Source organism: Cloacibacterium caeni (genome assembly GCF_907163105.1).
Taxonomy (GTDB): Bacteria; Bacteroidota; Bacteroidia; order Flavobacteriales; family Weeksellaceae; genus Cloacibacterium; species Cloacibacterium caeni_A.
In genome coordinates, this window is record NZ_OU015321.1 from 2,571,766 (window position 1) to 2,586,568 (window position 14,803).

14 protein-coding genes are annotated in these 14,803 nt (G+C 32.6%); 5 read left to right on the plus strand and 9 right to left on the minus strand.

What is annotated here, in order from left to right; all coding sequences use genetic code 11:
• The first annotated feature begins 2 nt into the window (after positions 1-2).
• Entirely contained in the window at positions 3-701 is a 699-nt protein-coding gene (locus KKQ76_RS12000; RefSeq protein ID WP_213197332.1) for a YjjG family noncanonical pyrimidine nucleotidase, read from the plus strand.
• Positions 702-756: 55 nt separating this feature from the next.
• On the opposite strand, the gene trpS is transcribed toward KKQ76_RS12000, so the two are convergent.
• The 8 genes from trpS to KKQ76_RS12040 form a co-directional block, all read right to left on the minus strand.
• Positions 757-1,725, minus strand: coding sequence for a tryptophan--tRNA ligase (trpS, locus tag KKQ76_RS12005; protein WP_213197333.1), 969 nt, complete (start codon positions 1,723-1,725; stop codon positions 757-759).
• A 105-nt stretch (positions 1,726-1,830) separates the two neighbouring features.
• Complete coding sequence (locus KKQ76_RS12010; protein WP_069800243.1) at positions 1,831-2,454, minus strand: lipoprotein signal peptidase; 624 nt, start codon at positions 2,452-2,454, stop codon at positions 1,831-1,833.
• Complete coding sequence (locus KKQ76_RS12015) at positions 2,454-2,654, minus strand: DUF2683 family protein (protein WP_213190439.1); 201 nt, start codon at positions 2,652-2,654, stop codon at positions 2,454-2,456. Before KKQ76_RS12015 ends, KKQ76_RS12010 begins: the two co-directional genes overlap by 1 nt.
• A gap of 54 nt (positions 2,655-2,708) precedes the next feature.
• The gene (locus tag KKQ76_RS12020) at positions 2,709-2,951 is read right to left on the minus strand and encodes a DUF6576 domain-containing protein (protein ID WP_213197334.1); all 243 of its coding nucleotides are present in this window, start codon (positions 2,949-2,951) and stop codon (positions 2,709-2,711) included.
• A gap of 96 nt (positions 2,952-3,047) precedes the next feature.
• A complete protein-coding gene (locus tag KKQ76_RS12025; RefSeq protein WP_069800237.1) occupies positions 3,048-3,428 on the minus strand; it encodes a TraR/DksA family transcriptional regulator in 381 nt (126 codons plus the stop codon).
• Between the two features lie 5 nt (positions 3,429-3,433).
• Positions 3,434-6,841: an isoleucine--tRNA ligase gene (gene ileS / locus KKQ76_RS12030; protein ID WP_213197335.1), complete on the minus strand. Its 3,408-nt coding sequence runs from the start codon at positions 6,839-6,841 to the stop codon at positions 3,434-3,436.
• Between the two features lie 100 nt (positions 6,842-6,941).
• Positions 6,942-7,427 carry a DUF2062 domain-containing protein gene (locus KKQ76_RS12035; RefSeq protein ID WP_213197336.1) on the minus strand — a complete coding sequence of 162 codons (486 nt, stop codon included), beginning with the start codon at positions 7,425-7,427 and terminating at the stop codon, positions 6,942-6,944.
• Between the two features lie 74 nt (positions 7,428-7,501).
• Positions 7,502-7,900: a DUF4395 domain-containing protein gene (locus KKQ76_RS12040; protein WP_213197337.1), complete on the minus strand. Its 399-nt coding sequence runs from the start codon at positions 7,898-7,900 to the stop codon at positions 7,502-7,504.
• Between the two features lie 366 nt (positions 7,901-8,266).
• Here KKQ76_RS12040 and topA point away from each other — a divergent pair, with 366 nt between their 5' ends.
• The 4 genes from topA (at position 8,267) to KKQ76_RS12060 (ending at position 13,616) form a co-directional block, all read left to right on the plus strand.
• Positions 8,267-10,807: a type I DNA topoisomerase gene (gene topA, locus KKQ76_RS12045; protein WP_213197338.1), complete on the plus strand. Its 2,541-nt coding sequence runs from the start codon at positions 8,267-8,269 to the stop codon at positions 10,805-10,807.
• Between the two features lie 180 nt (positions 10,808-10,987).
• On the plus strand, positions 10,988-11,443 hold the full coding sequence (locus KKQ76_RS12050) for a hypothetical protein (protein WP_213197339.1): 456 nt from the start codon (positions 10,988-10,990) through the stop codon (positions 11,441-11,443).
• Between the two features lie 23 nt (positions 11,444-11,466).
• Positions 11,467-12,540, plus strand: coding sequence for an arginase family protein (locus tag KKQ76_RS12055; RefSeq protein WP_213197340.1), 1,074 nt, complete (start codon positions 11,467-11,469; stop codon positions 12,538-12,540).
• Between the two features lie 86 nt (positions 12,541-12,626).
• The gene (locus KKQ76_RS12060; protein ID WP_213197537.1) at positions 12,627-13,616 is read left to right on the plus strand and encodes a glycosyltransferase family 2 protein; all 990 of its coding nucleotides are present in this window, start codon (positions 12,627-12,629) and stop codon (positions 13,614-13,616) included.
• On the opposite strand, the gene KKQ76_RS12065 is transcribed toward KKQ76_RS12060, so the two are convergent.
• Positions 13,613-14,602 (minus strand): glycosyltransferase family 39 protein, encoded by a 990-nt coding sequence (locus KKQ76_RS12065; RefSeq protein WP_213197341.1) that lies wholly within the window; start codon positions 14,600-14,602, stop codon positions 13,613-13,615. The two genes, KKQ76_RS12060 and KKQ76_RS12065, sit on opposite strands and share 4 nt — an antisense overlap.
• Positions 14,603-14,803 lie beyond the last annotated feature (201 nt).

The following is a 14,803-nucleotide window of genomic DNA, read 5'->3' on the forward strand; positions in this document are numbered from 1 at the left end:
CTATGAAAAACATAAGGCACATTTTTTTTGACCTCGATAATACACTTTGGGATCACCGTAAAAATGCAGTTCTTACCTTAGAAGAATTGTTCCAAAGAAAAGAAATTTCAAACAAGTATAACATCCTTTTTCACGAATTTCATGCTAAATATGATGAAATTAATGAAGATTTATGGGTGAAAATAAGAGACGGAATTATAGATAAAGATTTCTTAAGAAAGCATAGATTTTATGATACTTTTCTACATTTCGGGATAGATAATGAAGAATTAGCGCAATATTTCGAGAAACATTTCTTAGACGAAATCATCAATTTCAATGAATTGATTCCGCAAACCATCGAAGTTTTAGAATATTTAAAAGAGAAAGGGTATCAACTTCACGTAGTTTCTAATGGTTTCCATGAAGTAACGAACAGAAAAGTAGAAAAATCTGGACTTAAAAAATATTTCGAAACCGTGACGAGCGCTGAAGATGCTCATGCCATGAAGCCAGACGAAAGAATTTTCGAATATTCCTTGAATTTAGCCAATGCTGAAAAATCTGAGTCAATATTTATTGGCGATGATTGGGTGGCAGATGTAAAAGGTGCTCAGAATTTTGGTTTAGACATTATTTTCTTTGATGCGCTTAAAGAAAATAAAACCGAAGAAGGTCTGAAAACCATTCAAAATTTGGAAGAAATTAAAAACTATTTATAAAACAAAAACCTTTCAGACTTCTGAAAGGTTTTTTAATTTATGATTTCATTAGAAATTACATTCCTAAGCTTAATCTTACTCTTTTTAAAGTTTCTGCGGCAATTTTTCTGGTTTTTTCTGCGCCTTCTTGCAATTTAGCGTCCAGTTCAGAAAGATTGTTCATGTAATATTCGAATTTTTCTCTTTCTGTTTTGAAATTTTCAAGAATCAGATTGAATAATTCTGTTTTAGCATGACCATAACCGTAATTTCCTGCCAAATATTTAGCACGCATTTCTGCGATTTGCGTTTCATTTGCGAGTAAAGAATAAATGGCAAAAACTTTACAAGTGTCAGGATTTTTCGGTTCTTCTAGCGGGGTAGAATCTGTTTCGATAGCCATCACTTGTTTTTTTAATTGCTTTTCTGGAAGGAAAATATTGATGATATTTCCTCTAGATTTAGACATTTTATGACCATCAATTCCTGGAACATATTTCGTGTTTTCTTGCAATTCAGCTTGTGGAAGTACGAAAATTTCTCCCATCTGATTGTTGAATCTCGCACCTACATCTCTCGCCATTTCCAAATGCTGTAACTGGTCTTTTCCTACAGGAACGATTTCTGCATCATACAACAAAATATCTGCCGCCATCAACATAGGATAGGTGAAAAGTCCTGCATTTACATCTTCTAAACGGTCTGCTTTATCTTTGAAAGAATGCGCTAATTGCAATCTAGAAAAAGGAAAGAAGCAAGATAAATACCAAGAAAGTTCACAAACTTCAGGAATATCACTTTGTCTGTAGAAATAGGTTTTTTCGGTGTCTAAACCACAAGCTAACCACGCTGCTGCGATTTCGTAGGTGTTTTGTCTCAGTTCTTCTGCATTTTTAATTTGCGTCAAAGAATGCATGTTTGCGATAAACAAAAACGATTCGTTTTCAGATTTTTTAGATAATTCTATAGCAGGAATGATGGCTCCCAAAAGATTTCCTAAATGTGGAGTTCCTGTTGCTTGTATTCCGGTTAAAATTCTTGACATATTTTTAGGTTGAGGTAAAGGTTAAGATTAAGAGTTACAAATTTACGGAAAAGAAAAAACTTCAAGAAATTTCTTGAAGTTTATATGTTAAAAAAGATTTAGTCTTTACAGTTCAAATCCATTTGGAAATGCTTTCCTCTTGAAAATAAGTAAGAAAATAGCGCCGATGGTGATGGCAGAATCGGCTACATTAAAGATGTAACTGAAAAACTCGAAATGCTTACCAAAAAGATTGAATGAGAACATCGGAAAATGGAACATATCTACTACACAACCTTTCATGAAATGTGAATAGCCTTTCCCGAATTCTGTAAATTGAGAAATCCCGTCATAACCAATCCATCTATCAATCGTTGAGTCATAAACCATTCCAGAATCGAAAATTAATCCATAGAACATTCCGTCAATCAAGTTTCCGATGGCTCCTGCAAAAATCATAGACATCGGGATTAATAAATAATTAGAAGCGCCTTCTTTAAGCCATTTTCTAAAAAGGTAAATCATTCCTCCAATTAAGAAAATTCTGATGATCACAAGTGCATATTTGCCAAGTAAACCACCAAATTGCAAACCATAAGCCATTCCAGGGTTTTCTACGAAAGTAAATCTCCACCAATCTTGCCCGAAAACTTCAATGCTTTCATTGAGATTAAAATGAGTTTTTACGTAAATTTTAGACAGTTGGTCGATTAATAAAACGATAAAAGTAACAAGTACGATTTTTTTCATTATAATCCTGGTTTTGGTTTTTCTTTAAAGTTTTTAGTGGCTTTTACCGCTTTTTTAGCTGAAATTTTCTTTTCTACAAAAGGGTTTGTTTTATTATTTCTGGTGTGAAATTTTTCATATTTAATTCCCATTTCTTTCATTACACTTTTCAGTGCATTGAGTTCCATTTGATTTTTTAGGTGAACGATAAGTGATTCCATTTTTTGGTTTATTTAAAAGCGTTAAAACTTTACAATTTGATAACGCTTATTGATTTATTTTTTAGATAATTCTTCTAATCTTTTTCGGTCTTTTTCGCTTAAATCTGCAATTCCGTTTTCTCCCATTTTGCTTAAGAGTTGGTCTATTTCTTTTTCTCTTTCGCGTTTAGCAGCGTTATATTTATCGTCTATGGTGTAGTTTTTAGTTTTGTCAGGATTTATTTTTTCTTTGATGTCTTTTCTAATGAAAAAAATAAAAATGACTGCAATGGCAAGGACTAGAAATAAAAGTTCCATAGTTGATGGTATAAAAATATAAAATGCACAAAGTACAATGAATCTTTTTCAAAACACATTATACATTGCACATTATACGTTGTACAAAGTACAAATTTATCTTTGCATATTTTTCGCTTCAATGCTTAATGTAGCATGAGGAACCGCCATTAATCTTTCTTTTGGGATTAATTTGCCAGTCACTCTACAAACGCCGTACGTTTTATTTTCAATTCTTATTAAAGCGTGTTTTAGATCACGAATGAATTTTTCTTGTCTTCCAGCCAAAATAGAATTTTGCTCTTTGCTTAGTGTTTCAGCACCTTCTTCGAAAGCTTTGAAGGTAGGAGAAGTGTCATCTGTACCATTATTTTGGTCATTGATGAAACTTTCGTTAATAAGAGCTAAATCTTTTTCAGCCTTTGCTATTTTGTCTTGTATGATTTTCTTAAATTCTTGTAACTCAGCGTCACTATATCTTACTCTTTCTTCTGCCATCTTTGTTATATTTTTTCAATATTAACATTAAATTTAACTTCGTCAATTTCGATTTCTTCAAAATTTGCGAGTGAAATTACAAATTCTATTTTATCTGACAATACTTCTGTACAAATATATTGTTCATTGTTAGTAAGTTCTTTTCTAAACGGACAGTTTTCTTCTAAACTGATTGAAATTCTGTCTGTTAGGTCGAAATCTTTGTCTTTTCTTAAATTCTGAACTCTATTGATGAATTCTCTTGCAATTCCTTCAGATTTTAATTCATCTGTAATGGTTAAATCAAGCGCTACCGTTGTTTTTCCTTCACTAGCTACTGTCCAACCTGGGATATCTTTCGTGGAAATTTCTACATCTTCTAAACCGATTTCGTAACCTGCGATGGTCATTTTTCCTTCTTTTTCAATGGTGGAAATTTGCTCCGAAGTCATATTAGTAATTTCACCTGCAACCGTTTTCATATCTTTTCCTAGTCTTTGACCTAAAGATTTGAAATTCGGCTTAATTTGTTTTACAATTAAATGACTTGCTTCTTCTGCATTAATCAATTGTAATTCTTTTACATTCACTTCTTGTTTAATGAGTTCTGAAACGGCTAAAATCTGCTCTTCCGTTTTCTTGTCTAGAATAGGAATCATCACTTTTTGAAGTGGTTGACGAACTTTCACGTTTTCTTTCTTTCTCAAAGAGAATACCATAGAAGTGATGGTTTGAGCCAAATGCGTTTTTTCTACTAAATTTTGGTCGATTAAACTTTCATTCACTTTCGGGAAATCGGTTAAGTGAACAGATTCTGCTGCATCTTTTCCTGTAACCGCGTTCAAATCTTGGTACAATTGATCCATAAAGAACGGAGCAATTGGAGCTGAAATTTTCGCGACAGTTTCTAAACAAGTATATAAAGTTTGGTAAGCAGAAATCTTGTCTTCGCTGTAATCACCTTTCCAGAAACGTCTTCTGCAAAGTCTTACATACCAGTTACTTAAATTATCATTCACGAAATTATTAATCGCTCTTGCTACTTTCGTTGGTTCGTAATCTTCATAGAATTCTGTAACATCTTTCACCAAAAGATTTAATTCTGAAAGAATCCATCTATCAATTTCAGGACGATTTTCTACTTCTTTTTCAGAATAATTAAATCCATCAACATTCGCATACAAACTAAAGAAAGAATACGTGTTGTAAAGCGTTCCGAAGAATTTTCTACGAACTTCATCAATTCCTTCTAAGTCAAATTTTAAATTTTCCCAAGGATTGGCGTTAGAAATCATGTACCAACGCGTTGCATCAGGACCGTATTTTTGTAAAGTTTCAAAAGGGTCAATAGCGTTTCCGAGACGTTTAGACATTTTTTGTCCGTTTTTGTCAAGAACTAAACCGTTAGACATTACATTTTTATAAGCGATAGAATCAAAAACCGTAGTTCCAATTGCGTGAAGTGTGTAAAACCAACCTCTAGTTTGGTCAACTCCTTCTGCAATAAAATCTGCCGGAAAAGCTTTTCCGCTGTCTATCATTTCTTTGTTTTCGAAAGGATAATGCAATTGTGCATAAGGCATAGAACCAGAATCAAACCAAACATCTATCAAATCAGATTCACGTTTCATTGGTTTTCCGCTATCTGAAACCAAAGTGATGGCATCAACAATATTTTTGTGTAAATCTATTTTTGCATAGTTTTCGGCAGACATATTTCCTACTTCAAAATCTTTGAAAGGATTTTCGGTCATAAAACCTGCATCTATAGATTTTTGAATTTCATTCACCAATTCTTCTACAGAACCGATTACTTTTTGTTCTTTCAGGTCTTCACTTCTCCATATTGGCAAAGGAATTCCCCAATATCTTGAACGAGAAAGATTCCAATCGTTTACATTTTCTAACCAATTTGCAAATCTACCTTCACCAGTTGATTTTGGCTTCCAATTGATGGTTTCATTGAGTTCTACCAAACGATTTCTCACGGAAGTCATTTTTACAAACCAAGAATCCAAAGGATAATACAAGACTGGTTTGTCAGTTCTCCAACAATGCGGATAACTGTGAACATATTTTTCTACTTTGAAGGCTTTGTTTTCGGTTTTTAACAAAATCGCGAGTTCTACATCCCAAGATTTTTCAGGAGCAGTTCCTTCATCGTAATATTCGTTTTTAATGTATTTTCCGCTGAAAAGTTCAGGAACGTTTTCGCCTTTTAAAAATCTACCAGTTAAGTCAACCAACGGAACTAAATTATCATTTTCATCTTTTACCAACATTGGCGGAATTCCATTTTCCTGTGCAACTCTGTTATCATCTGCCCCGAAAGTTGGCGCAATGTGAACAATTCCCGTTCCGTCTTCTGTGGTTACAAAATCTCCGATAATTACACGGAATGCTTTTTCGGCGTTTTCCGCGGGTAAAAACCAAGGAATGAGTTGTTCGTATGTAGTTCCTGCTAAATCTTCACCAGTAATTTCTGCTAAAACTTGGTAAGGTATGGTTTTACTTTCAGCGGTATAATTTGTGAAATCTTCATCAGTTCCTTCTATAAATTTCTTCCCGAATTGTTTTTCCAATAACGGACGAGCCAAAATAATATTAATCGGCTCAAAAGTATATTGATTGAAGGTTTTCACCAAAACATATTCTATATCTCTACCAACTGCAAGAGCAGTGTTAGAAGGTAAAGTCCAAGGAGTTGTCGTCCAAGCAAGAATACTTAGATTTGAGATTTGAGATTCGAGATTCGAGATTTTTTTTGATGCCTTTTCAGAAAGATTTTTTACAGAAAACTGAGCGACAACCGTAGTGTCAGAAACATCTCTGTACGTTCCTGGTTGGTTCAGTTCGTGAGACGAAAGTCCAGTTCCTGCTTTTGGAGAATATGGCTGAATGGTGTAACCTTTGTACAATAAATCTTTGTTGTACAATTGTTTTAGCAACCACCAAACTGTTTCCATGTATTTGGGTTCGTAGGTAATGTATGGATTGTCTAAATCTACCCAATACCCAATTTTTTCGGTAAGGTCATTCCAAACGTCTGTATAACGCATTACTGCGTTTCTACACGCTTGGTTATATTCTTCAACGGTAATTTTTTTACCGATGTCTTCTTTGGTAATCCCGAGTTCTTTTTCTACGCCTAATTCTACAGGTAATCCGTGTGTATCCCAACCAGCTTTACGGAAAACTTGCTTTCCGTTTTGCGTTTGATAACGGCAAAAAATATCCTTTAAAGCTCTCGCCATTACATGGTGAATTCCCGGCATTCCGTTTGCAGAAGGCGGTCCTTCGTAAAAAACGTATTCAGGTTTTCCTTCGCGTGTTTCTACGGATTTTTTAAAGGTTTGATTGGTTTTCCAAAAATTGGCAACGTTTTCTGCTACAGCATTTAGGTTAAGTTGCTTGTATTCTGTGAACTTCTTCATTATATCTCGGTTTCTACTGTTAAAATTTAAGTGTGCGAATATAATGAATTTTCGTGGATTTTTTATTAATTTTTGGTTAAAAATATTGGTTTTAAGTGAGTTAAGACGTACTTTCTTTTCGGAAAAGATTCAATAAATAGAAAAATGTAAAACCAAAACTAATCGCTAACAAAGTGGCGAAAATAAAACTTCCCACTACATATTGTAACAAGTTGTGTTTTACCATTTCTAAATTCAATTCTTGATGAGAAAAATTGGTTTTCCCTTCCACGAAAAAAGAACCGAAAAACATAGAAATCCCTATAATAAAGGGAATAAAAGGCGCTAAACTGATTTGAGAAAATACAAATGTAAGAAACTTATTTAGCTTAAAAACTGTTGCCAATGAAAGCGCTAAAACGGTATGAAATCCCCAAAAAGGAGAAACTCCAATAAAAATTCCTAAGGCGATAGAAAGTGCTTTACTTTTGTTGTCTCCATCACTTTCTAAGATATTTTCTTTGAAAAGTCTCTTAATACCTTTCCTGCGAAAATATCGATAGAATACTTTCTGACTTTTAATGGAATTTTGAATGAAGTTTTTCAATAAAATAAGATTTGGATCCTACAAAAATAGTAGAATTTAGTGCAGTTGTACCTTTTGAAAATGTTAAATAAATGCTATTTATTTTTGATGTGATAATAAGCATTGTACACATAACATCCTACACAGAAATTGAAAAACGCTTCTAGACCTGCGCAAATTAGTAAAATTCCGCTTACAATAAGACTGTTGATTTCGAGAAGATTAAAAACCAATAATGTCAATGAAAAAATAAAACCTACTTGTGCTGCAAATTGTTTCGGTGGGAAATAGATTGGTTTTTGTTCTAATTTAAGAATGCTTACTAATCTTTCGGCAATTAATCCTAAAATGCTCCATTTTCCAAATCCAAATCCTCTTATTGCAAAATCTATAAGTAAGAAAAAAGGAATGAAAATGAAATTGGTTTTGATATAAATGATGGTGAGAATAAAAACCAAAAAGGCGGTTAATCTTATTTTATTTTCTGTAGGCATGAATAAAATTTTAAATGATTAAATAAAAAAAGTCCTCATTTCGAGGACTCAGTGATATATGGAGACATTTGTATTTTAAAACGTTACATCATCTAATCGGTCCTCTTTTGTTTTAAAAGAACAACAGCAATTCATTTTTTGAATTTTTGTAAAAGTAGATAATGTGGTTTTCATATTTTGATAGTGCAAAAATAAATGATTAACAGGATTTCATCAAATTAAATGCCAAGAAAAACCAACTTCTTATTATAGAAAAAATGAATGAAACAAAGATAAAATACTTTATTTGACGAAAAGATAACCGTAAGAAAATTGTTAAAAACGATTGTTTAAAAAAAAGTTTCTACTTTTGCAAAAATTTTGTGCATGTCAAAAAATCTAGTCATCGTAGAGTCACCAGCAAAAGCGAAGACCATTCAGAAGTATCTCGGGAAAGATTTCGAAGTGAAATCTAGCTTCGGTCATATCCGAGATTTACCCAAAAAAGGAATGGGAATAGACCTTAAAACCTTCACGCCAGATTACGAAGTTTCTGCGGATAAAAAGAAATTGGTAACTGAACTGAAAGCAGCGGTGAAAAAAGCGGAAATCGTTTGGTTGGCTTCCGATGAAGACCGTGAAGGAGAAGCTATTGCTTGGCATTTAGCACAAGAATTAAAACTCAAAGAAGAAAATACCAAACGTATTGTTTTCCACGAAATTACCAAAAATGCAATCCTAAAAGCGATTGAAAACCCAAGAAAAATTGACCAAAATCTCGTAAATGCTCAACAAGCAAGAAGGGTTCTCGACAGAATTGTAGGTTTTGAAATGTCGCCAGTACTTTGGAAAAAAGTGAAAACAGGACTTTCAGCTGGTAGAGTTCAATCGGTTGCAGTGAGATTGGTGGTAGAAAGAGAACAAGAAATTAGAAATTTTAAACCAACTTCATCATATAAAGTAGAAGGAGTTTTCTCGAATGCTGAAAAACAAGATATTTCTGCAAAACTGAAAAAAGATTTCACTAAAGAAAACGAAGCGGAAGCATTTTTAGAAAAATCTCAAAATGTAGAATTTAAAGTTTTAAACGTAGAAACTAAACCAGGTTCTCGTTCTGCTTCTGCACCTTTTACCACTTCTACATTGCAGCAGGAAGCGTCTAATAGATTAGGATACAATGTAACTTCTACCATGAGAATTGCACAGCGTCTCTACGAAGAAGGGTACATTACTTATATGAGAACAGACTCCGTAAATCTATCTCAAGATGCAATTAGCGCTGCTAAAGATTTCATCGAAAAAGAATTTGGGGCAGAATATTCTTCGCCAAGAAATTACACTACGAAATCTGCATCTGCTCAAGAAGCGCACGAAGCAATTCGTCCGACTGATTTTGGGGTGAAAACCATTGGTGATGCACAACTCAATAAATTATATCAACTCATTTATAAGAGAACTCTAGCTTCTCAGATGGCAAATGCAAAAATTGAAAAAACCGTAATTGAAATCGGGAATTCTGCTTTGCCAAGTCATTTCGAAGCGCAAGGTGAAGTAATTGTTTTCGATGGTTTCCTAAAAGTCTATGGAATTTCAAAAACTGAAGAAGATGATGAGGAAAGCAACGAAAAACTATTGCCAAAAGTAAATGTAGGCGAAGTTTTAAGCTATAAAAAAATTACGGCTACCGAAAAATTTACTAAACCAGCAGCAAGATATACGGAAGCTGCTTTGGTAAGAAAATTAGAAGAATTGGGAATTGGTAGACCTTCTACTTATGCACCAACGATTCAGACGATTCAGAATAGAGGATATGTAGATAAAAGAGAAATTCTTCCACAAGAAAGAGAAATTGTAAAACTTTCTTTAGGAAAATCTGGACTGAAAAAAGAAGTTTTGACGGAGAAATTTGGCGGAGATAAAAATAAATTCGTTCCTACAGATATTGGCGAAGTGGTGAATGAATTCTTAATCAATAATTTCAATGAAATTTTAGATTATGGTTTTACTGCAAAAGTAGAGCAAGATTTTGACGATATTGCCAATGGTTCAGAAAAATGGAAAGAAAGTTTGAAAAGTTTTTATGATAATTTCCACCCGAAAATTGAAGATGTAGAAGAAAATGCAGACAGAGCTACTGGTGAGAGATTATTAGGTGTAGATCCTAAATCTGGCAAAAATGTATACGCCAGAATGGGAAGATATGGTGCGATGATTCAAATTGGGGAAAATGATGATGAAGAGAAACCAACTTACGCTTCACTTTTGCCAACGCAAAATATCAATACCATCAGTTTTGAAGAAGCGCTAGAATTATTTAAAATTCCTTTTGATTTAAATGAATTCCAAGGAAAACCAGTTTCTGTTGGCGTAGGAAGATTCGGGCCTTATGTAAAATGGGGAGATGCATTTATTTCTATTGGAAGAGGAACAGATCCTTTTTCGGTAACTCAAGAGGTTGCAGAAAATTTTATCAAAGAAAAAATAGAAGCAGATGCGCCAATTGCCACTTATAAAGGTGAACCTGTAACGAAAGGAACGGGAAGATTTGGGCCATTTGTAAAATACAAAGATTTATATGTAAATGTTCCGAAGAAATATGATTTTGACAATCTTACTCAAGGAGACATAGAAGAACTCATTTCTGCAAAATTAGAGAAAGAAGCAAATCGTTATATTCAGCAATGGGAAAAAGAAAAAATTTCTATTGAAAACGGAAGATGGGGTCCTTTTATTAAATTCGGAAAAGGAATGTTCAAAATTCCTAAAAAAGAAGATGGAAGTAAATTTGAAGCAGAAGAATTGAAAACCGTTTCTCTGGATGAAGTAAAAAAATGGATTACCGACCAAGATAAAACAGCTTTTTCTGAAAAGAAAAAACCTGCGGCAAAGAAAACAGTTGCTAAAAAACCTGCAGCGAAGAAGAAATAATTTTGTTTCACGCAATGTCGCAAAGGTTTTTCGCAAAGAGCGCAAAGATTTTTATAAAATATTATCAATAGGAGCGGACTTTAGTCCGCTTTTTTTGTGGAGAAACTATTTGGCTTTAGCCAAAACTTAAATTTTTAGGTGAAGAACTTATTTTGTAAGTTTGTAGGAAAGGAAAAATCAATGAAAAAAATATTAGTTTTCTTTTTATTTATATCAAATTTTATTTTTTCGCAAAATCATATACAAACTGCTTTAGAAATTGATAACTATTGTAATGAAATTTTTAATGATAAAAATTTAAAAGAAACTATCGTTGACGGAGAAATAAAAGATATTTCTTACGATATAAATGTTGGCGGTTTTGGAGTGCAAATTTTCAAAAATGATAATGAAATTAAGCGAATTCTGAAAGAAGAGAGTTTGAAAAATAAATATGAAACATTAGATTGCTATTTTCAAAATAAAAATTTAATTAAAGTTGTGGTAAAAGAATTTATTAATGAAAATAGAATGTTAAAAAACATTTCAACTAATCATTATTACTTTTTTAATGGTAAAGTTTTTAAAACTTTTGGCAATGATTTTAACCCTAAAATGAATAAAAACATAGAAGACCTTTTAGAATATTTAAAATAGCTTCAAACTCGAACCTCAAAAAAATGAACATAGAAGACATTATCATCTCACCAAAAAAAATAGAAACTCAACCTTGGCAATTAGGAAGTGTTATAACCAATGAAATTCCAGAAAACGGGATTTTGTTGGTTTTCTGTAGCGATTACAGAGGCGGAAAAGGAAATGCGGTTGCCAAAAATTTTGATACAGTAAGAGAAGAATTTTACAAACTTTCGAAATTTGATTTTGAAATCCCGATTTGTGATTTGGGAGACCTTATTTCAGGGAAATCGCTTCAAGATACGCACTATATTTTGCAGGAAATTCTTTCGTCGTGTTTGTACAAAAATACGGTTCCGATTGTTGTAGGTGGCGGAAATGATTTGTCTATTGCAATGATTCATGCGCTTAATTTTCATCAAAAAAACATCAGATATACTCAGATTAATAATAAAATTGACCTTTCCAATGAAGGCGACGAAATTTCAGAACAAAACTTTTTGCAGAAAATTTTCAATTCTAAATTATTGAGTTTGAAAGATTATCATCATCTTGGTTATCAGAAGCATTTGAACGAAATAGATGCGGTGAAATTGATGAAAAGTGTAGAGTTTGATGTGATAAGATTGGCCGAAATGATGCGAAATACCGATAGAATAGAGCCTTTTTTCCGAAGAGCAGATTTGGTTACGCTGAATTGTGATGCGGTGGAAAGTTTTGCCGAACCTTTTTCGGTAAATCCGCAGATTAATGGCTTGAACAGAAGGGAAATTTGTGCTGTGATGAAAGAAATTGGCTTAGGCGAAAACCTTAAAATGGCAGGAATTTTTAATTTCAATGCAGATGCAGAAAATATCTTGAATCATCAATTGTTGGCGCAAATGCTTTGGTATTTGTTGGAAGGAATAGATATTCAAAAGACACATCCGAAAGAACGTCATTACGATACTTTTTGGGTGTTGATAGACGATCAAGAATTTGCTTTCAAAAGAGACAGTTTCACAGGATTGTGGTATTTCGGAAGTGATGAAAATATCCAAAAATGTCTTCCCTGTTCACAATACGAATATGATTTGGCGAAGAATGGAGTTTTGAGTGAGAGACTTCTAAGAGTTTAAGAATTTCTCGCAGATTGAGCTGATTTGGCTGATTTTTTAAAACGTATTTATCTGCTTAATCTGTAAAATCAGCGAGAAAAAATATAATTATGAAAATATCTGTAATCGTTCCGGTTTATAATGTAGAAAATTACCTGGAGAAATGTTTATATTCTCTGGTGAATCAGAATTTGCAGGAAATAGAAATTCTAGTCATCAATGACGGAAGTACGGATAATTCTCAAAAAATTATAGAAGTTTTTCAAAGTAAATTTCCACAAAAAATAAAAGCTTTTACAAATAAAAATGGCGGTTTAAGTGATGCGCGAAATTTTGGAATAGAGAGAGCAATAGGAAAGTTTATCGCTTTTGTAGATTCAGATGATTATGTTTCGGTAACAATGATGGAAGAAATGTATGGTTTAGCAAAAAAACACGAAGCCGAAATTGTAATTTGTAATCTTCAGAAAGTTGACGAAAACGGAATCGTGACTCAAAAACTCACACAAATTCCCAATTTACCTGAAAAAATAGACTTGGAAAAGTATTTTTCGGTGTTTTCGGATATTTCTTATTTTGCTTGTAATAAAATTTTCAAACGAGAACTTTTTGAAGGGAAAAGATTTCAAAAAGGAATGCATTTCGAGGATATCGAATTGATTCCTCATATTCTGCTTCAATGTAAAACTTTGGCAAAAACAGATGCGTTTCATTATCAATATTTAGAAAGAAGTAATTCTATCTCAAAATCTCATACAGAAAGAGGTTTGGATATTTTAAAGGCCGTGAAAAATGTAGAATTTGCATTTGAAAATTCGGAATATTCCAACAAGAAAACAGAACTGAAAAACTTTCAAATTTTAGAAGGTGTTTATACTTTTTTGGCGTATCTCGCTTTTGTAAAAGAGGATGAGGTGTACCAAAAAATGTCTTCGGAATTGAAAAAGTTCATTAAGGAAAGAAAAATTTCAACTTTTGAAATTTTGAAATATCAAAGATTCGGGAAAAACTATTTGCTTTCGCTTCCTCTGAAAAAACAAGTGTATTACTTGCTGTATTTCTTCGGTTTTGAAAAATTAATTAGAAAAATTGTTTAAATTTCTTCCTCAAAATTCATTTGAGAGAGCAAAATCATTCCGATAATGATGGGAATGAAAAGCCTGATTTCCCACAAAATACCCACCATTAAAATCATTAATAAATAAGGCGAACAAAGAAGCAAGAATGCTGATATTTTGCCAATGTTTTGTTGTGAGCTACTTATTTTTTGACACCATCTGATGAAAATAATGAAGAATAGGATGCCTAAAATATTATTGGGTTTGGTAAGATTTTGTACCAAATAAATACCTTCACTTACGGTTGCTTCGTCTGTTTTCATGAAAATTCTCACCGAAATATAAGCCAACAAAAAAGCAAAAACGGGTAATGCAATGATTCTGGTGAATTTCTGTAATTTTTCTTTTTTCAATATTTCTTTATCTAAAAATAATGCACCTAAAAAAGCGATATTCAAGCTAGAAGTTTCTCTATTTAAGGTAGAAATAAAAATGAGTGCTGAAATAAAAATGAGTTGTTTTGGTTTTCTTTCTTCGAAATATTTCAGTGTGAAAAATACGGTAATTGCAAATAAAAATAATGCAGGACTGTCATAAGGTGTTAAAACGTAGCTAGTAATAGAAATCAACAATAAAATAAAGGTGTGAATTATAATTTTGACCACTTCTGAAGTTTTAGCAAATGTTTTTAGTGCGAAAAGCTCATTCAAGCACCATGAAGTGAGCACAAGAAAAAAAGCATTGAAAAGGAAAAAACTGTGATAAAAGGGAGTTCCGTACTGTGATGCGTATTCTTTTAGAGTAGGATTTAGACTCGTGAAAACGGCATTAAATTGTTCAAAAAACCAAACCAAAGCATCTCTGGAGATAAATCTAAAATTGTAAACGTTGCTGTAGTAGTAATCTGGTAGTTTTTCTAATGTTGAGTAAGGAAAATACGCAGAATTAAAGCCATAGAATACCGTCGTTAGAAGGACTATTGGTAGCAATACATTTATCAGGAGTTTATCAGAGATTTTCTGCATCAGCAAATTATTTGATAACAAATTTAATTTTTTTCGTGGAATAATAGAATTAATAAAGTAATAGTTTACCTAACGATTAAAAAAATTATATATTTGTATATTGTTGAGATAGCTACAGGAAATGGTTTTTTTACACCCTGCATTTACTTTATTATTTATTTTTCTATTTTTTGCTTCTTTATTAGAACTGTTCCAATATAA